This window comes from Rhodococcus sp. NPDC060176 (assembly GCF_042728675.1).
Classification (GTDB): domain Bacteria; phylum Actinomycetota; class Actinomycetes; order Mycobacteriales; family Mycobacteriaceae; genus Rhodococcus_F.
Map to the genome: position 1 here is coordinate 188,645 of NZ_JBHWYS010000008.1, position 18,085 is coordinate 206,729.

General features: G+C 62.4%; 22 protein-coding genes. 6 read left to right on the top strand and 16 right to left on the bottom strand.

Annotated elements, in window-relative coordinates:
* Window positions 1-35 precede the first annotated feature (35 nt).
* From ACFWEM_RS28345 to ACFWEM_RS28365, 5 genes are all read left to right on the top strand, one after another.
* Entirely contained in the window at window positions 36-575 is a 540-nt protein-coding gene (locus ACFWEM_RS28345; RefSeq protein WP_378539091.1) for a hypothetical protein, read from the top strand.
* Window positions 576-671: 96 nt separating this feature from the next.
* A complete protein-coding gene (locus tag ACFWEM_RS28350) occupies window positions 672-1,478 on the top strand; it encodes a hypothetical protein (RefSeq protein ID WP_378539092.1) in 807 nt (268 codons plus the stop codon).
* 201 nt (window positions 1,479-1,679) lie between these two features.
* Window positions 1,680-4,160, top strand: coding sequence for a hypothetical protein (locus ACFWEM_RS28355; protein ID WP_378539093.1), 2,481 nt, complete (start codon window positions 1,680-1,682; stop codon window positions 4,158-4,160).
* 155 nt (window positions 4,161-4,315) lie between these two features.
* Window positions 4,316-5,350 carry a hypothetical protein gene (locus tag ACFWEM_RS28360; protein ID WP_378539094.1) on the top strand — a complete coding sequence of 345 codons (1,035 nt, stop codon included), beginning with the start codon at window positions 4,316-4,318 and terminating at the stop codon, window positions 5,348-5,350.
* Window positions 5,351-5,442: 92 nt separating this feature from the next.
* The gene (locus ACFWEM_RS28365; protein ID WP_378539095.1) at window positions 5,443-5,595 is read left to right on the top strand and encodes a hypothetical protein; all 153 of its coding nucleotides are present in this window, start codon (window positions 5,443-5,445) and stop codon (window positions 5,593-5,595) included.
* A gap of 62 nt (window positions 5,596-5,657) precedes the next feature.
* On the opposite strand, the gene ACFWEM_RS28370 is transcribed toward ACFWEM_RS28365, so the two are convergent.
* From ACFWEM_RS28370 to ACFWEM_RS28440, 15 genes are all read right to left on the bottom strand, one after another.
* Window positions 5,658-6,455 (bottom strand): metal-dependent hydrolase, encoded by a 798-nt coding sequence (locus tag ACFWEM_RS28370; protein WP_378539096.1) that lies wholly within the window; start codon window positions 6,453-6,455, stop codon window positions 5,658-5,660.
* 37 nt (window positions 6,456-6,492) lie between these two features.
* Entirely contained in the window at window positions 6,493-6,759 is a 267-nt protein-coding gene (locus tag ACFWEM_RS28375; RefSeq protein WP_378539097.1) for a hypothetical protein, read from the bottom strand.
* Complete coding sequence (locus ACFWEM_RS28380; RefSeq protein WP_378539098.1) at window positions 6,756-6,971, bottom strand: hypothetical protein; 216 nt, start codon at window positions 6,969-6,971, stop codon at window positions 6,756-6,758. Before ACFWEM_RS28380 ends, ACFWEM_RS28375 begins: the two co-directional genes overlap by 4 nt.
* On the bottom strand, window positions 6,968-7,285 hold the full coding sequence (locus tag ACFWEM_RS28385; RefSeq protein WP_378539099.1) for a hypothetical protein: 318 nt from the start codon (window positions 7,283-7,285) through the stop codon (window positions 6,968-6,970). Before ACFWEM_RS28385 ends, ACFWEM_RS28380 begins: the two co-directional genes overlap by 4 nt.
* Window positions 7,285-7,488 (bottom strand): hypothetical protein, encoded by a 204-nt coding sequence (locus tag ACFWEM_RS28390; protein ID WP_378539100.1) that lies wholly within the window; start codon window positions 7,486-7,488, stop codon window positions 7,285-7,287. Before ACFWEM_RS28390 ends, ACFWEM_RS28385 begins: the two co-directional genes overlap by 1 nt.
* Window positions 7,489-7,805: 317 nt before the next feature.
* Window positions 7,806-8,735 (bottom strand): FtsK/SpoIIIE domain-containing protein, encoded by a 930-nt coding sequence (locus ACFWEM_RS28395; protein ID WP_378539101.1) that lies wholly within the window; start codon window positions 8,733-8,735, stop codon window positions 7,806-7,808.
* A 54-nt stretch (window positions 8,736-8,789) separates the two neighbouring features.
* Window positions 8,790-11,489, bottom strand: coding sequence for an FtsK/SpoIIIE domain-containing protein (locus tag ACFWEM_RS28400; RefSeq protein WP_378539102.1), 2,700 nt, complete (start codon window positions 11,487-11,489; stop codon window positions 8,790-8,792).
* A gap of 87 nt (window positions 11,490-11,576) precedes the next feature.
* A complete protein-coding gene (locus ACFWEM_RS28405) occupies window positions 11,577-12,578 on the bottom strand; it encodes a DUF5131 family protein (RefSeq protein WP_378539103.1) in 1,002 nt (333 codons plus the stop codon).
* The gene (locus tag ACFWEM_RS28410) at window positions 12,571-12,789 is read right to left on the bottom strand and encodes a hypothetical protein (protein WP_378539104.1); all 219 of its coding nucleotides are present in this window, start codon (window positions 12,787-12,789) and stop codon (window positions 12,571-12,573) included. Before ACFWEM_RS28410 ends, ACFWEM_RS28405 begins: the two co-directional genes overlap by 8 nt.
* Entirely contained in the window at window positions 12,786-12,947 is a 162-nt protein-coding gene (locus ACFWEM_RS28415) for a hypothetical protein (protein WP_378539105.1), read from the bottom strand. The genes ACFWEM_RS28410 and ACFWEM_RS28415 overlap by 4 nt, the downstream gene beginning before the upstream one ends.
* Before the next feature lie 167 nt (window positions 12,948-13,114).
* On the bottom strand, window positions 13,115-13,402 hold the full coding sequence (locus ACFWEM_RS28420) for a hypothetical protein (RefSeq protein WP_378539106.1): 288 nt from the start codon (window positions 13,400-13,402) through the stop codon (window positions 13,115-13,117).
* Entirely contained in the window at window positions 13,386-13,898 is a 513-nt protein-coding gene (locus ACFWEM_RS28425) for a hypothetical protein (protein ID WP_378539107.1), read from the bottom strand. The genes ACFWEM_RS28420 and ACFWEM_RS28425 overlap by 17 nt, the downstream gene beginning before the upstream one ends.
* Window positions 13,895-14,044, bottom strand: coding sequence for a hypothetical protein (locus ACFWEM_RS28430; RefSeq protein ID WP_378539108.1), 150 nt, complete (start codon window positions 14,042-14,044; stop codon window positions 13,895-13,897). Before ACFWEM_RS28430 ends, ACFWEM_RS28425 begins: the two co-directional genes overlap by 4 nt.
* A 261-nt stretch (window positions 14,045-14,305) precedes the next feature.
* Window positions 14,306-14,794, bottom strand: a complete 489-nt coding sequence (locus ACFWEM_RS28435; protein WP_378539109.1) for a single-stranded DNA-binding protein — start codon at window positions 14,792-14,794, stop codon at window positions 14,306-14,308.
* Between the two features lie 103 nt (window positions 14,795-14,897).
* Window positions 14,898-16,592 carry a hypothetical protein gene (locus ACFWEM_RS28440; protein WP_378539110.1) on the bottom strand — a complete coding sequence of 565 codons (1,695 nt, stop codon included), beginning with the start codon at window positions 16,590-16,592 and terminating at the stop codon, window positions 14,898-14,900.
* 182 nt (window positions 16,593-16,774) lie between these two features.
* Here ACFWEM_RS28440 and ACFWEM_RS28445 point away from each other — a divergent pair, with 182 nt between their 5' ends.
* Window positions 16,775-17,680 carry a hypothetical protein gene (locus ACFWEM_RS28445; protein WP_378539111.1) on the top strand — a complete coding sequence of 302 codons (906 nt, stop codon included), beginning with the start codon at window positions 16,775-16,777 and terminating at the stop codon, window positions 17,678-17,680.
* A 113-nt stretch (window positions 17,681-17,793) separates the two neighbouring features.
* Here the strand turns inward: ACFWEM_RS28445 and ACFWEM_RS28450 are convergent, their stop codons facing one another.
* Entirely contained in the window at window positions 17,794-18,051 is a 258-nt protein-coding gene (locus ACFWEM_RS28450; protein WP_378539112.1) for a hypothetical protein, read from the bottom strand.
* Window positions 18,052-18,085: the final 34 nt, after the last annotated feature.

The following is an 18,085-nucleotide window of genomic DNA, read 5'->3' on the forward strand; positions in this document are numbered from 1 at the left end:
CGCCCACCACGACATCGATCTGACCTGGAGTACACATGCCGCGTTACAAGTCCGTCGAATCCGCGCTTGCCCGTGGTGTCATGCAGGCTGATTCAGCGCTCGATGCCGCGAAGATTTGGATCTGGATGATGCGTGACTGCCGGCACGACGATCCCATTCTCGCCGCACACGGCGAGCTTCTGCTGTCAGGGCTTGAGCACTTGGGAGCTGACTTAGCCCGGAGCGCTGCTGAAGTCGACATCGCAATCGATCGCGCGGCGGCCGCGGTTTCCGGCCTGGACATCACACCGGACGCGTTCGCACGCTGGGACGCCGCCGAAGACTGGCAGATCGGTAAGCAGGGATACCGGTTCGACGCCGCCTCGATAGTCATCGGAATCGGCCGCGCTGCTACCGCTCGTGAGGACGAGGGTGCGTTGATCGATGCGGGGACGAACGAGTTCGTCGAGCACCTGGTCCGTCAAGGTGCGATCGAGGACACCGAGGAGGAACGGGAAGGGGCCTCTCAGCGCGAGCGGGAGACCACCGTTCGGGTGGTGGCTGTGCTGACGCAGAACACGCCGCGTTCTTGCTAGCTGGAACGCAGCGCCGTGGGAGGGCAGAGGCGTGGAGAAGGCCATCACTACGGTCAGCGCACCAACTACGCCCCAACATGAATGTGAGGCACGGCCTTGACTAGCCCCACCGCGCGACTGCCGATTACCGCTGAGGAAGCGGTGGCCCTCGACCCCACCCAGATCGCCCCACCCATCCTGGTCATCGACGGTGAGCACACCACCATCGGCGCCGCACACGGCCGCGTCCTGCCACTGATAGGCAACCGCCGCCCCTACGTGTACGACGTTTCACTGCCCGACAGACGCCGCGTCTACGCCGACACCCCGGAGGACGCGATCGCTGTGATCATCGGCGGTGAATATGCCGAACTGCTCGCCACCCTGCGCGCACTCGAGTCCACGCTCGACGCCGAGGCGACGTCCGAGGTGTGGTTGTCCCTGGCTTCCTTGAGACACCGCCACGCCGACCAGTTGCGGCTGTCGATGCAGCAGCAGATCAACGAACTTGCTCAGCGGGAGGGGCAGTGGGACCACCTCGACGAGTCTGCCCGTGAGCAGCTGTCGAAGGCGGCAGACCCCGACGGCCCGTATCCCGTGGGAATTGCCACCGAAACGCCGATCCTCGACGATGACGGTGAGATGAAGGTCGCCACGCTCGGCTACTGGTACGCGCCTGTCCCGTTGGTCCTCAATGCCGGAGATTACGAGCCCTACTCGAATGCCGAGCGCCCGATCTCGGAGATGAGCCGTGAGGAGGATGGCCGAAACGTGGTCATCCCTGGGGATCCGAATCTCATCGTCTTGGACATCACCGACAGCGTGACCTACCTCGGTTCCCTTGAAAGGGCTGGACATCTCACTGTCACTGTCATGCCGGCCGAACAACCGGACCGGCATTTCCGTGGCCTCCCCACCGCATGAGCAACGCCAACCGCACCTTTCGTCCGCAACCACCTCAAATTAAGGGTTTAACTGCGAAAACACGACACAGCACGTTAGGCAGTGAGGTGTCGGTGGGAGTTGGAATGATGTTGGCAATCGGATCACCACAGCCTTCAAAGTAGGAAGGAGTTGGTGCTTCCGCCCCCAGAATTAATTGCGGCGGGAACACCAGGACTCGACATGGTTTGTAGAGAAAACAAGGCTCGCTCAACCGCAATTCGTCTCGCCAAGGAGATGTGCAAGGCCCAGGGATACGGGGTGATGCACGACCGCGAACTCCAGTCCGCGATCCACGAACGCCAGCACCACTTCGACGGCGCCCCGGAAATGACCCGGGAGGAGCAGGTCGCGATGGTGAAGGGCCTGCGGCAGCAGATCGAGAACGACCCGTCGATCTCCGAACGTGAAAAGTACCGGATCTCTCACGATCAACCTGGTCTGATCACACGTCTCGACGAGGAAATCAAGCGCCTCGAAACTGGCAAGTACATCGACCGCGCGGGCCGCGAGCACGACCTGACGGATCAACAGCGCAACAGCGGTGCGCAATTGCAGGCGATCCAGTACCTCGGAACGATGGTCCCTCGCGGACAAGCGGCAAAGAAAACGTACTTCGAGCTCAACGCCCGGCACACCGGCCGCAGCGTCGATGAAGTCAAAGCCCAGTGGAACGCCATCATGGCCCGCAAAGGTCAGGGCCGCGGCAACGTAGGAATCTCGTTGCGAGACAACTGGCGTGATGATCTCGCAGTCGCCGGGATGTCCGCACAAGCACAGGCGGACATCGGCCAATCGAAGCGAGCCCGAGATGCGTTGAAGGAAATGGAGGAACAACGACTGGCTGTCCTCGCCCGCCAACCGAGCCGGGCCACGATCCGCCCAGAGCACCGCCGCGTCTATACCCCCTCCGGAGCGGACGGCAACATCCGGTGCGATCAGTGCGGACAGTTCGGACACGAACAGCCCGCATGCCCCAACGGTGATCTCGTCACCAAACGCCGAGACCTCGAATCCGAGTACCACGCTGCGGCGAACGCTCTCAAAGCTGCGTCGGTTCAACGCCATCTCGACTCCGGTGCGGAACTGACATATCTCCGACCAGACGGCAGCGAGGTCACCGGCGACGTCGCGCGGCGACTACTCGAGCAGGACCGGGACACGTTCGCACGAGGACAGTCGTTGACCACCGTCGATGAGGCGAACAAAAAACTCAAGTCGATCGCCAACCGTGACGCCGAACTGCAGAACGAACTGAACCAGCGCACCGGCGGATCCTCTTCGTGGGTACAAGAAGTGGCTTACAACGAAGAGTCCGGGTTGATGATGGTCACCACACAGCCACGCCAACGCAAGGACGGCCTGATATCGCCGGCCAAAACCTATCCGTACCGCGTATCGAAAGCAGAAGCCGAACAGATTCTTGCCAGCCCCGAAATCGGCCGTGCGATCTCGAAGACAGTGATGCGCCGAGGTAACGGCACCAACAACGACGAGTACCGCTGGGAGAACGCGGCCGATTCCCAAGCCGCCCAGGTTCAGCAGAAATGCCCCACCTGCGGACGGTGGGCATCAATGACGTCGTCACACACATGCCCTGTCCCGGGATCGGATGCCGCGGACGCAGAGGTGACCGACCGCGCGGAACTGGCGATTTGGCGATCTCAGGTCCGCACCGCCCGCGCCGCCGGCCTCGAACCGCCTGCCAAGCCGATGGCGCGCGTGAATCTGGTGACCCAGCGGCAATATCGACTTCCGGAGAACGGTGGCATGGCGAACGTGCCCCCGCCGCGGGATGTGAAGGCTCAGCTTGACGGCGGGAAGGTCGCCGCAGCGTCGGTGAACTTCCGCTACCCCGACGCCACCGTCACCGGCCAGGCAACTATCTGGCGAGACGAGTCCGGAGTTGATGTCGCGTCACCGTTCAAAGAGGCAGGCGGAAACGGAATGCGCTGCACGTGCGGCAAGTTCACCTCGACTGGCCGGTGCGACCACGTCGCGAGTGCACTGCAGACAATGAGCGGTGCGTACGGCACCAACTACACAGGGGACACAGGCCTTAGGCCGGGAGTGCCGATCGCCGAGCGCAGGAAGGAGCGCACCGGTGACACCGCTTACGACGCACCGAAGATCCCAATCGAGCGAATGGACTACTCGCGAATCCAGAAGCTGCGATTCCAACGTCAGGGCGATCATGCTCAAGGCCTTTTCGAGAAGCAGCGCCGCGGCGAGCCGATCAATACCCCGTCGGTGAAGCCACCGAAAGACGAGGAGGGTAATCGCGTGGCGTGGCCGGCGACGTTCGAGCGATCAGGTAAGGGCGGCGCGAACTCGGATCGCCCGACAGATCTGCACGACACCAGCGACGTGCAATACCGGCTGCGTGCGGCTCTGTTCGCCCGAACGCGCACCCACTACTCGGTACTGCGGGACAAGGACGGTGGCATGCGCATCACGGTGCCGAAAGCGCGTCGCGGCAAGGATGGAACGATTTCGCAGGCCGAGCGTTCCCGCCTCGCGGAGACCCTCGGCATCCCGGCCCACCAGTCCCGCGCTGACGGCGTGTACATCCCGGCGGACACGTCGTGGCGACACGAAATGCTCTCGCGCGCTTACGGGGACAATCCGCCACCGCTTCGAGCCGCTCGATACACAGTCGCCTGACGAAGTCATGAGAAACGATCGACCCACCTTCTCTCAGAGGGTGGGTCGATCTCGTTCGTCTATCGACTAACGCATCCAAAGCGGCGAGAGACCCAGTCGTGTGGAGAACCTCCTGTCTACGGTGACGGTCTCATCGGTCAGCCAGGAGGAACCAAGTGACGTCCGCAATCGACACCCTCGACGAGAACGAAATCGTCGATCCCTCAGAAGGGCCCTGCACCGAAGACGAAGCCAGGGCACTCGTCCGCGAAGCCGCCGAGGCCGCAGTGCGGTTCGAAGACGCGATGCGCACGATCTTCCGCCGAAAAGCGTGGGAGCCCCTCGGCTACAAAAACCCTCAAGATCTCATCCTTGGCGAGTTCAAAGACGGGGGATTGGTCAATCCCCGCACGGGCAAGCCGTATGGCCGCGCCCACATCTACCGCATGGCGCGGACAGCTCTCTTCCTGCACGAAGTCGCCTCCCGCACCGGTGTCGACGCGACCGAACTCGACATCGCCGAGAAGGCGTTGCGCGCTGCCCGGGAAAACAAGGTGGACGACGTCACGATGCTGGCGCACATCGAGGAGCGAGTCATCACTGCCTCCGAAGATGGCGATGCCCCCGATGCGGCCGCTGTCCAGGGCATTGTCGACGATGTGATCGCCGAGGCGTCCGGGCGTACACAGGCACCGGCAGCTGATCCAGACGTCGCCGATGACAGTGAACCGGCAGCCGCCGCAACGGGCACGCCGAACACCGCCGCCCCCACGGATCCGCCGGTCGGACCCACAACGGTCAATGGCGACGACACCACGGACTGGCCCAATGAGGACCCGCACCGCGAACGCAAGGACCCCGAACCCGACTTCAACCCCGACGACCCGTTCGGCGCATTCGGAGACCAGAAGGCCGGCTCGATGGCACCCGAAGACGGAATCACCTGGGCCGACGCAGTCGCCGGCGCCGACGACTTCGTCCGGTTCACCGACGTCCTCCGACGCATCAACGACATCGGCGGCATGCTCCCCGAAATTGGGCGCGTCAAGGAGAAACTGCCGGAATTCCTCGACTCCTGTGACGATTCAGAACTCAACGCCTTCTCCGAAGCCCTCGACGACGTTGATCTTGTCGTCGCCGAGCTCCCCAAGATCCGCGAAGCGATCCGCGCGATCCAGGAGTGCGCCCAGGAAAGAGCCGAGGACATGTGACCCCAGCCGCCCCCGCTGAGACTGAAACACCGCGCAACGTTCGCGGCGAGAGTGGTCTCACAACACAACAGCGGAGACAAGGGGTTACGCAGATGAAGCGCAAGACTGTGGGCGGCGATGAACGAGACGCATTCTCCCCGGCAAGCCGCCGCCACACCAACTACAAGCCCGGCGAGCTCAAGGCCATCAAGAGCGGCGCAAACCGTCGCGAGCGCCGCGAAGCACGCCACGACCTCGCTCGCTAGAAATGCCGGAGGGCGCCACCGATTCAGGTGGCGCCCTCCGGCATTTCCACAAGATTTCGGGACTACGGTCCCGCCAATGCCGCCTCAACAGTCGCACTGAACTCCGGCACGGCCCACACTGCCAGCGCCACAGTGATCACGGTCAGAGCAGGCAACAAGACCACCTTCTCGAACGGTCCATCGGCCCGGATTCGAATCAGCGACGGGAGCGTGAATTCCCACCATCGCTTTCCCCGAACCACTACCAGCGGGGCCAGGAACGGGATCCCCTCCTTCGTGATTCCATCTCCCAGACAGTGAACGATGCAGCCGAACGCGACAGCCAACCCGAGACTCGCGGAACCAGTTTCAGCAGGAATCGCCTGCCACACGAGGACCGACAGCAGCGCCGCCGAGAGGGTGACTGCCAGCCAACCCTGCTTCTTCGACCAATCGCCGGCCAGGCCGCGGATCGCGAGCCCGAGCGTTAGGAACAGCGTCCCGATGATCGCGGGTTTACCGAATGCCGTGACCAACGCGGACACTGCCGCCCCGAGGAGAATGGCGAACAGCAAGGTGTGGGTCAGCGTCCGGTGCCCGTCGCTGCGGTGGCCGTCCTTGGCTGTCCGGGTCAGCCCGTAGAACGCCGCGGAGGCGGTATTGATGCCCTCGGACCCGAGCTGCGACACGACTCCGAATGAACGGGCCACGGTGGACTGTGGGTGGTCCAGGTCCGGGAGCAGGGCGGCTCCCGCGCACACCCCGGCCCACACGAACGTTTCTGCCAGTGAGGACGGACCGCCCCATGTGGCGGGTAGGAGCGTCGCGACCGCGAGTCCTGCGGCAGCACCGGACATCGCGTGTGTCGGTCCCATCACCATCGCTGTGTATCCCTCACTGTGCCTGCAGCGGTCACCGTCATCGGTGGCTCGGGCTGGTGCGGTCCGCAACGAGAGATGCGCCGAGTGCGACTCCACCGAAGAGCAACGCGGCCATCGTCGCCATGACTGCCACGCGGATGTATTCCGTTGTCCAGGAGAGCGATTCGGCGAAGCTGGCATCAGCTGACGGCCCAAGTGCTCCAGCGAGCATGAGGAATCCCGACACGAACACCGCGACGCCGACGATTGCTCCGATCGCACCGAACGTGTACATCAGTGCCGTCCACAGACGCTTCGATTTCATGACAGAGCTCCTTCTTCTAGGTGTTGACCAGTGACGGCGTTGATCAGAACGGGTATCCACCGATAAGTGAGGTCGGCGATTGTATTGACAGCGGTCTCGAACAGACGGATCGCGTTCGAGGTATCGACACCTTCGGTGTCTGCCCAATTATTGAAGCCTCGCCACATGCCGACGACGATCACACCGATGAGGATGTACTTCGCGATTTTCATTGGCCCTCCGTAGATTCCGGAACAGTGGGGCTGGTTTCCGAGGGGGTGACATTAAGTTGCTCCCGGAGACCGTCGCCGACCTTGGTTCCGACACCGTCGGTGGCGTCCTCGATGTGTTTCTTCACCTCGCCGCTTCCGTCTTCCGCCACGCCGCTCACACCTTCGCGATAATTCGTGAACCAGCCGTCTTCACCGAACTTGATCCCACCGGTCGCGTACTGGATCACCCCCAGCAGAATTCCGATCACCACCACGAAGAACACGACGCGAGAGATGATCCCGTCTTTTGACTTCTTCGCCGGCCCCGCCGCCATCAGACGAGCCCATCATGGGAAGTGCGTGCCCGGATGGAAGCGTGCCGCCCTGCAGACGGCGCACCGCCCACGGCAGTCGGCAGTCCATAGGCCTGGAGGCGACTGCAACGCTGGCCGTTCGGGACGGCGCGTAGACCGCCCTCGGATTGCAGGGTCCGATACTCCGGAGCACTGACTGCGCCCCGCTTGAACTGTTGTGACATAACAGGTTCCTTCCCGCTTAGCGGTCGCCGGGAGTCATCCCGAGGGTTCAGCGGTGACGGTAGAAGGCGGGTTCTCCACAGGACGCCAGGCCACAGGCAGGGGACGAAAGTGACGGTCCGGCCAGGGGATCCTGGCCGGACCGTCACTTCGAGGAGAGGGCCGCTCTATTCGTCGTGGGTTGCCGCTTCCGGCCCGACGTCGTCAACACCCTTCAACCGCAGGCCGTTGATGTCCTACCCACGACATCAACGGACCGCCGAAAATGAACCGGAGTGAGAGCCAAGGTTGCGTCAGGTCGGCAGGAAACTAACTGCCGTCAGTGCTTTGCACGAAGGCGATCGACCGTTCCCGTGATCGTCGTCGACCGATCCCATGAGCACGGGTAGGTCGAGTCCGCCAAGAACGGGAGCTGAACATTCCGAACTTCGCCTTCGTCCGTAGTCGCCCACGCTCGGCCTTTCGGAGTCCCGACCTCGGGAAACCGTGTGCCGTGTGTGGTTCTCAGGATTTGCTTGGACAGGCTCTCCGTGACTGGGCCGACACAGAGCCGGAAGCCAAGCATGTCCCGCAGTGAGACAGAGATCGTGTTGCTGTCCGGCCTCTGCGCGGCGATCACCATGTTGATCTCCAGCGAGCGTGCGAGCCGCCCAAGGTCTTCCATCTGGGAACGCGCTGTCACCTTCCGCTTTTCGGTGTCCTCGTCGCCGGACTTCGCCCAGAAGTTGGCGATCTCATCGAACAGTAAGATCAGCCGCTTCGGCGCGGGGCCGTCTTCGGCTTCGAACTCAGGGTGCGCAGCATAGAGGCGGCGAAGGGATTCCACGGTCCGTACGCCACGCTTTACCAGGAGGCTCTGGCGCCGGTCCAGTTCTCGCCATACGACGTCGATTGCATCCGCGATTTCATTGGTACTCAACGCGACTCGGCCATCTGCAGTGAACTCGGATGCCCAGGAGAAGGTTTGTTTGGGGTCACACACGACGATCTCTGCGACGTCGCTGCACCACAATGCCAGGAACGCGATGACGTCGAGGCTGACCGACTTACCCGCTCCGGTCCTGCCCCCGATCAAACCGTGCGCGGTCGTGTTGAGATCCCAGTAGAAGGTCCCTCCGCCCTTCTGCGGCCCGATGTAGATCTTGCCGGCGCGGAAGCTCTCGACAATCTCGTCGAAGAGTAGGGTTCCGTTTTCGGGGAACGCGATTGCGGATGGCAGGGCGGGCGCAAATGCTGACGGACTCGTCATGGAGATTCCTTTCCTTGGGGTGCTCGCACCATATGAGGTGCCTTCTCCAGATGCTCACCAGTCGCCGCCGTCCCAGTCCTCGCCTACGGCATCGGCATCCATGGGGCCTGCGGGTGTAAGGACAGCTGAGGTTTCGCTGTCGTCTGTGAGACTGTGGGGGTCCTGCGGTGACGTAGCAGGTTCGTCCTGCGCGTCACCGAAGACAGGATGAGAACCCTTCAAAAGGTTCAGCGGTGCTTCCGATTCCTCAGGCTCGGGGGCGTGGAAGTCCGTGAGAACCCAGCGGGGCTCGCGCCCGCCGTCCGAGTTCGGAATCCACACCTGCTCATAACCGTGCTCGACCAGCTGCGCGCGAAGCCGGTCCTTGGACCCGGTGATCGTCAACGCCGGATCCCAGGGGCAAGGTTCGGTGGAGTTCGGCAGATAGGGAATCTGGACCACTTGGAATCCGAGCTCACTGGTGGTGGCCCACGCCCGACCCTTCGGAGTCCCGAACTCGGGAAACCGTGTGCCGTGGTTGCTTTCCAGGATTTGTTTGGACGTGTACTCGTTGACAGGGCCCACGCACAAACGGAACTCGCACATCTCTTTGAGCTGCGTGGACATGCGGTCCTTGTCAGGCTTCTGAGCGGCAACAATCATGTTGATTTCGAGTGCACGCGCTAGCTGTCCGAGTTCCTCCATCTGGGTGCGTGCGGTCGCCTTCATCGCTTCGATGTCCTCGTTGTCCGACTTCATCCAGAAATTGGCCAGCTCGTCGAAGAACAGGATCAGACGCTTGGGGGCGGGGCCATCTTCCTTCTCGAACTCCGGGTGCTCGGCATAGAGTTTGCGCAGGTAACGCAGGTTTCGCACACCGCGCTTGTTCAGGATGGTTTGTCGCCGGTCCATCTCCTGCCGGACGTATCCGACCGCATCGCAAATCTCGAGCGCGCCGGCGGCGAACCGAATAACCGAAGGAAACTCAGGTGTCCACGTGAAGTCGGTCCGTTTCGGGTCGCACACAATCATGTCAACGGTGTCCGAGCAGAACAGTGCCAGGAACACCACGATGTCGAGGAAAACTGATTTGCCGGCACCGGTGCGCCCTCCCACAAGACCGTGGGCGACCTTGTTGAGATCCCAATAGAACGTCCCTCCGCCCTTCTGCGGTCCGATGTAGATCTTGCCGTCGCGGAAGTTACGGATCATCTCCTCGAACTCGGGCGCACCGTTTTCGGGGAAAGGCACCGCATTCGGCAGCCGAGGTACCGCAGTGAGGAACACGCACCCTTCCTCGGTGCGCCACGTGTAGCTCCAGTCGCATGTGGTGAAGAGACCGTCGAAGTGAGACACGAACGCGTCCTGAGTGTCTGGCTTGGTGACGTCGAGCGAGCCGAACGTCACCCGGATTCGAGCGGGTTGCGCGAACGGTGCTTCGTCATCGCACGGCTCCCACTCGGTGATCTCGATGTCAGCGTCGTTGCGGCGCCCGCTGAACTTGTCTTCCACGACACCGCGGAGACGCTTGACTTCGAGCTTGCGCAGTGACGCCAGGTGGGTCGGAGGGAATGCTTTCGCCTCCATGCTCGTCGACGCGGACACCGTCCACGTGTAGACCCATATGAGACCTGGATAAGTAGTTGCCAGCGCCTCGTCCGCGGCATTTTCAAAGGTCCGCTGAGTAGGAGTGCTGGTGAATGCACCGGAGCCGAAGTCAGCGGTGAACGCAATGGGAACCCATGGATCACCGTGGGTTTCTTTCTGCCAGTCTGTGACCGTCGAGGAAACAGCGTCCTTGCCGCCCCTCGGGGCCTGTCCGGACACCAGATCGGTTACCCAGCGCGCGGCCCTCTTCTGCTTCGCAGCAACAGAATCAGATTCGGCACCGACGATGTCGAGAGCACCTTCTGACCAGGTGTAGATCCATTCGAGGCCGCGGACATACTCGGCGTCACAGGTGCGCTCAATCTTGTCTCGCGCGTCCTGGGCTGACATCGAATGCCCGCCGAACTGGAAGCTGATCGCAGATGGCACGGGAATCGTGCCGTCGACCGGATGGTCTCGACTCGTCCACTCGGTGACCTCGAGCGCGTACCGATTGTTCGTCAGTTGTTTCGGTGAGATTCGGAACCACTCGGTGAATTTCGTTCGTAGGAACGCGATCTCCCGTTGTTGATGAAATCTGTCGTCGCCGGGTGGGATGGCGTCTGCGTGCAGCTGCCCCTTCGTGTTGGTGCTGTACGCCCATCCACCACCGTCAGCGGTATACGGGTTACCGACCTGGTCGAGTACCGATTCGAGAGTTCCGCGCGCAAGTGGGGGAGCAGCAGGCGCGGATTTCGAGACCGTCACGTCCATCGCCATGGGCAGGTTCTTCGGTCCCCATTGCGTCACTTTGACGCGGGAGTTCGACGGGACGGGACTAGATGTTGTCGACCGCGGGTGGCCGGCGGCCTGACGGGTGTCCTCGACGAGAGCGTCAGTCAGTGCGCGCCGCGCAGGCATCACCCGCATCGCGCGCCCAAGCGTGTACACCAACCCCATACCCAGAATCCCTGCGATAGCCAGGGGATACTTCGTGCCAACGAAGTAGGCCGCAATGATCGTGACCGCGAAAATTCCCCCATTCCAGAGGTTCCGTCGCAACCCAAGCCGTCGTGCGCTATCGGTAAACCACGTCAGCACCAGCCAATCCCGAAGAATTGGGGTGGCTTTGGCGCGAAAAGCGGTACCAGCTCGGGCACCGAGAGTCGATCGCGAACGGGCTGACATCAGTCGCCTCCGAGAGAGTTGTCGTACGTGTCGCTCGGACGCTACGAGGACCCTTCTCCAATCTTGAAGCGGTCTGGCCTCGACGGGTTATGGAGTGGGGTAGTCGTCGTGGAGTTGTCCGTCGAGTAGTCGGCCCGCGAGGTTCTTTCCGACCCGTCTCATTCCTTGCGTGTGGTCGCCGGAGTCGGAGCCGTCGACGGTGTGGTGGGCGTCCTCGTGATCGAGATGCGGTGCCCATTCGCCCCACTGTTTGAAGTGAAAGGCGATCCCCAGTCGGGTGCACTGATCCCGCAGGGACTGAGCCCATTGGGGTTGCATGGGGCGTGCCCCGGGGCCGGACTCGCCGCCGCAGATCAGCCAGTCGATCGTGACGGGATCGGCTTTCGCGGCGCGTGTTGTCGACGATGCGTGCGCTAAGGCGCCAACCCACGTGGATGTGGGTATCTCTCGTGCCTGTTCGGTGTGGGGGCGTGGGGGTAGCGCGGACAAGTCGACGGGGCTGAGAAGTGGTTCAGCGGAGACGAATCGGATGGCCGCGGGGGTTCCTAGGAGTATGGGGATCCGCATGTCGGCTGTGTGCTGGTTCTCGGCAGTTACTCCCAGCCACACGTTCGGCAGTGGCCATGAATCTTGTACCGCGACATCGACAGCAGCGAGCACAGCATCGGGCAGGTTCATTTCGCGGGCCGCGTCACCGATCATGACCCGGAAACGGGAGGAATTGAGCAGCGATCGCATCCTCGCCGGCCGTTTGGTCAACACAAGGTAGGTGTGCTGCGGAGCGGCGATCATGACGGCCCACATTTTGGCGATGAATTCGTTCGGTACGCCCTCGTGGAACAAGTCCGCTTGTGAGCACACAAAAATCCTGCGGGGGCGGGCCCACCTCATCGGTTGCTCGAGCCGGGTGGGATGTAGCTGCACGGCAAGCGTCGCACCGATACCGGAACCGTCGAACTTGCGACCTGCCATGCGGATCGGTGGTGTCCGCGCGATGTAGCAATGCAGGCATCCGTCGCTGACCCGAGTGCAGCCTGTCACCGGCGACCAGGTCGCCTCCGCCCATGAAATTGTCGTCCGATCAGCCACCGAGATCTCCTGTCGCGAGTGCGCCGCTCTCCAAAGGCTGAGTGCCAGCGTGCTGTTTCATCAGTACTGCCACATGTGCGGCGAAGAGCTCTGCCGTCCACCACTCGTCTCCGCAGGTCACACAGATGAGGACTTCGATCCCGTCCGAGAATCCGTATGTCGGCAGATGTGCTGCGAGGAGGTCGACCACCGCCGGATCAGGCGCGGTCACGACGACACCTCACGACGTTCGAGGTTCGTGACGACAGTGTTCAAGGCGAACTCGTAGGTGGGACCGAGCGCGTCGATGAACCCCACCGCCTTGCCATCACACAAGATCGTGGTCTTGATTTCCCATTCGCCCTCGCGGTCAAAAGTGTTCTTGCTCATGGTGTCTCCTCGGTCTTCGATGGTCAGGCATGTGCACTCTGCGAGGCTGGGCGGTGCGAGCTCGTCGCACTCCTCGCAGCAGCCGCGTCCGCCCCACCCTCGCCATATCAGGGCGCAGTAATCGCAGAGATCTTCGGGCGCTTTCGTGTGCTCAACATCCACCCCAGTCACGCCCCGACCTTCCGTAGGTCCATGCTGGTACAGCGTTCAAGGAAGTCCTCACGACCAGGGATGTCCGGATCAATACCGTGATTGATCGACAGAATGAGGCCGTTGATCTCAATCGTCCCGCAAGCTGGGCACTTCCATCCTTGAACGACAGTGCCGGCAGTTCCGGCCATGCAGTCATAGGGTGCGACCCAATCGGCTGGGAGCATGCGGGCCTTCCACGCCTGGAGCGCTTCCGTTTCGGCGTCGCGGTCGCGGATGTCGAAGAGGTCAAGTTGCTCGCACATGCTCACCCCTACTCGGCTCCAACGAACGGGCGAAGGCGGATTCCGCATCGTCAGCAGCGGCAACAAAGGCGGCGGCCATCTCGCGTAGCTTCGCAATAGTTGGCTGTTCGCCCATGGAGCGAAGTCCATGCGCCGCCAGTGTTGCATCAGAGACCTTCTGCTCGGTGCTCACAGGGAGCCCTTGACTTTCGGTGGGCGTAACTGTGTCGCCTCCGCAGTTGGTGCAATCCGGTGCGAGCTGAACATTCAGCTTGCATCGGACGCAGTACCTGCCGGCGTTGGTTGCGATGGGGGCAGGGACAACCGGCTGGTGAATCGTCACGGTCATGTAGCCGGTGTCCATGAAGAGCTTCGCGTAGTAGTTCGCCCGCCCTTCGGTGTCGACGTAGGCAGAGGAGTTGCCTGCATTGGGTCGATCCTGCGCCTGCACGTACCAAAGCTCCGGACTCTTCCGCTCCGCTTTCGTCTCATACTCGGCGGGTTCGATTTCAGTCATGGATTCCTCGTTCCTGGATGGCGCTCGAGGACATCCGAGAGCGCGGTGATGGTCAGGAAACCAGCGAACGCCAAACCGGCGGCGGTGACGCCGAAAGCTGTTGCGGTGGAGTTGAAGCGATACCTGAGCTTCTCCGGGACAGTCATGTTGTCACCTCGGGGTCGGTTGGCGTAGAAAGGAGTTCGGCGTTCACGGATGGTCCTGGCATTGGCCTGCAATTGGATGTTTCACGCACCGCAGTCTCCACATGCCCTCGAACCCGAGCGAAGCTATAGGGTTCAGCACTGCTTCCGGCCGCTGAGGTGATGGTTGTCTCCGTGCGTATTCGGACATTCGCAGCTGCGGCTTGCGTCCCTAGTTGCCGTGCCCGAGCTAGTAAGTGAGCTCCGCTCGGGCACGGCAACTGGTCAGAACGGAGGTTCGTCGCCTCCCGCGGTGGGGGTCGATCCCCACGGGTCATCAGCGGGGGCGCTGCCGCCGAAACCGCCGGAGGAGTTGCCGCCGGAGTTACCAGCTCCGGCGCCACCACTTCTGTTGGCCTTGTTGACCTTTGCGGTGGCGTATCGAAGTGAAGGACCGATCTCGTCGACCTCGAGCTCGACGACGGTCCGCTTCTCGCCTTCGCGGGTTTCATAGCTGCGCTGCTTCAAGCGGCCTGAGACGATGACTCGGCTTCCGCGGGTGAGGGATTCGGCGACATTCTCAGCCGCTTCCCGCCAGATATTGCAGCGCATGAAAAGCGCGTCTCCGTCTTTCCACTCGTTCGACTGTCGATCGAAGTTGCGCAGCGTCGAAGCCACGGTGAAGTTCGCGACGGCTGCGCCGGCGGGAGTGAAGCGCAATTCCGGATCGGCGGTCAGATTGCCGATGACGGTGATAACGGTGTCGCCTCCCATGGGGAGTCCCTTTCAACTGGGTGGGTGATGCGGTGTCGGGTATGACTGTGCCGCGGTGGTGGGTCAGGTGTTTCAACTCGGGACCCATCAGAATCGGTTGCTGTCAGCTGGCCTTCTGCTGGCGGTTCTCGGGGTCCGCTACGAATGCCTGCTCGGCGGCCTGCCGGAACGCGGCCGGGTTGGTTGCCCACTTAGCGACCTGCCGGTTGAACGCAGATGCCTCGATCTCCCCGAGCATCCCCCGGGGCACCCCGAACGTTGCTTTGAGGATGAATCGAAGCTGATCTATGTGCTCGGTCATCTCGACCGAAGCGGCCAGTGCCTTCCATGCGTCGACGGACGCGGCGACCTCTCCGGCGTTCTGGGGGCGCCCCTGGTTCAGGTTTTGCTGCTGAGGGCGAGACTGCTGGGCACCCTGCGAACGTGTCTCGGCAACACCGGGTTCACGCTGTGCGATGCCTTGATCAACGCTCTGCGGGCGAGCCTCGGTGGCGGTCGACTGCTCGAGCTGCTGCGGCGCTGCGGAAGCCGCCACCTGCGCGGCCCCCTTCGCGTCGGTCGTCGTCGTCAGATCGACTTCCAAGAACTTCGCCATCCGCTGATAGGTCTGCATGAAATCGTCCTTGGCGGCGTTGAGAACCTCCATTGCCCACTTACGGCAGGCTTCCTCGTTCGCAATGTGTTCCACCGAATAGGGGAAACGGGTGTTGATGACCTGCATCACCCACATTCCAGCTTCCTTGTGGGAGCGATCGAGCCGGTTTGCGCGTCCAACGACATGCTCTTGCGTCTTGTCGCCGATCCACAACAGGATGTCGGTCAACTTCCACACGTGGTCGAGGGACTGCTCGGCGGTCATCTCGGGTAGCTCATCCTCGGCAGCAGCCTCGAGAGCACCAGTCAGCAGGTAGATCGCCGACTCGTGCGTGGCTCGAATCTTTGCGGCCAGGTCACTACCGGCGTTGGGCCGACCGTCACTGTTGAGTGGCTCCCACGGCTTGCCTTCTGCCGCGACGGCGCGCCGCACCCCTGCGGGCTTGGACGCGACCCGGCCGGGCTGGTTCGCGCTTGTACCGAACTGAGCGGCGAGCTGTTCTGCAACCGCAGTGGCGAGCGCTGCGGTGTCGGTGCTTGCGCTGTTGACGGGGGCCTGGGTGATACCACCGGTCCGTTTGCCATCGCGAACCATGCAACGCCAACCCTCCGGAGGCAGGTCGCCGAGTTTGTTCCCGCGCAGCAGCGGCCACTCAGTGAGGTCCGAGCGCAGCTCCTTCTCACTGGCGACGGCGGTGTCGTCGAGATCCTCGACTCCACCGACGACGACAATGACCTTGGCGCAGTTGGCTTTAGTTGCCTGAGGCTGCCCCGAGAGCGATTCACCAGCCGCGCCGCGCAACGTGTGGATCGGGGTCAGCACGTCGATGGGCTGATCTTTCTTGCCTTCGACGTGCTTTCGCCGACGAGTCTCGATAGCCACATAGACCGGCGTCTGGGTGTCGCACGCATGCTTGAGCCGGGCAGCGACCGCGCCTCCAGCCTCCGTCGATGCGCCGAAATTGTGAGTCATGCCGGGAGCTCCGGTACTTGCAGCGTCGAACTGGATGTACACCGTGTCGAATCCGCCCGACGACTTCTCCTGGTACTGAGCCACTCTGATGGTTGCGTACTCCTCGACCCACGTCTCGGCGCGCACCGAGATCGCCGATCCGTCCTCCGGGTTGCCGATGCGCACAACATTGCGGTCGTAGGCGACGAAACGTGCGCCGCCGGTTGCAGGGCGGGTGGCGATGGTGGACATGAGCGCTCCTCGGGTGACTCGTCGTTATCTCTTGGGAACGACACTAGAGACGCCATGCGACAGTGTTTCAGTCGTAACACTGCGTCACTGGCTCCTCGGAAAGCGAGTGTGCCTGCAAGGTTCTCCACCACCACAACGCCGCACCCACTGGGCCGGAGAACCCGCTCCTTACCGTCATCCACATGGCCAAGTTCTCCGCGCAGGAACTCATCGACAATGGATCTCATCTGATCTGCACCGGATGCAACTGGCTTGTGCCGGCCGATCTTCCACAATGCCGCCGTTGCCGCCACCCACTCAAGACACTGTCCGCGGGCCCGAAAGCCACAACAGCAGGCAAGCGCTCAAAAGCATCGGCGGCCCGCGCGGTTTCGAACAAACGGTGCACCGCACAGCAATCGACCGGCGATGCGATCGTCACTGACGCGGCACTCGGCGGCATGGTCACCCGCGCTGACCGGACAGTCTGGCTGGTCGTCCACGGCGACCCCAAAAGCCAAGGCTCGATGGTCGCGGTCGCCGCCGGCAGGGTGAAAGCTTCCGACCCGTCGATGTACGCCTGGCGCGACAACATCACCGGCGAAGCGCTGCGCGAGCTCGGGCTGCAGTGGCAACCTATCGACGGACCGGCATTGATCGATGTCGCGTTCACGATGCCGTTCCCCAAGCGCTTCGAAGACCAGCAGCAGCGGATCGCCCCAGAGATCGCTGGTCAGGCCCCGCGGATTCCAGCGATGCAGCCACCGGACCGGGACAAGCTCCTGCGCGCCGTTCAGGATGCTCTCTCACCGCTCGATCACGGAAATAAGGGCGGGCAGGCCTCCCAAGCACAGAACAAACGCTTCAAACTGGCCGTGGACGACTCTCGCTTCGTATATGGCGCGGAAGCGAAGTCGTACGCCAGACCCGGCCACACCCACGCTTGGGCACTCGACCGGCCGGGCGCGGTCATCCGTGTACGCATGATCGACGCACCCGGCGAACCCTTCCCCGAACCGACACTCCGAAACCCCGGCCCGCTACCCGCACATATCCTTCAGATGCACGAGAAGCTGATGCGAAGGAGCGTCGCGCCTGCCGCCCGATAACGCGAAGAAGGCTGTCCGAAAGGGGATCTGGTCGATATCACGCTATGTGAATTGCGCGGAACACCTCGCTACGGGTGGGGCCGAGCGTTTCCGGCCCCCACCCTTTCGCAGCCTCAGTTGGCAGGCAGTCGCCTGGAGATCTCTTCCAGAGAGTTGTCCAAAGTTCCGAATCCTTTTCGGATTATGTCGATAAGATCGGCGGCAATTGCTCCGGACGTGTGAGTTTGGTGCAAGTTTGCGTACACCTGGGCCTGAGTCGCAAGCGTGTTCGCCACATCCGGTCGTCCCTCGCTAGCCGCTTCGACGGATTGTTCTACGAGTTCGAGCGCTTTATCTCGCCATTTCGAGGGGTCTTGATTGGGGTTGGTCATCTAGTGCACCCTTTCTCGTTATTTGTGTACGCCG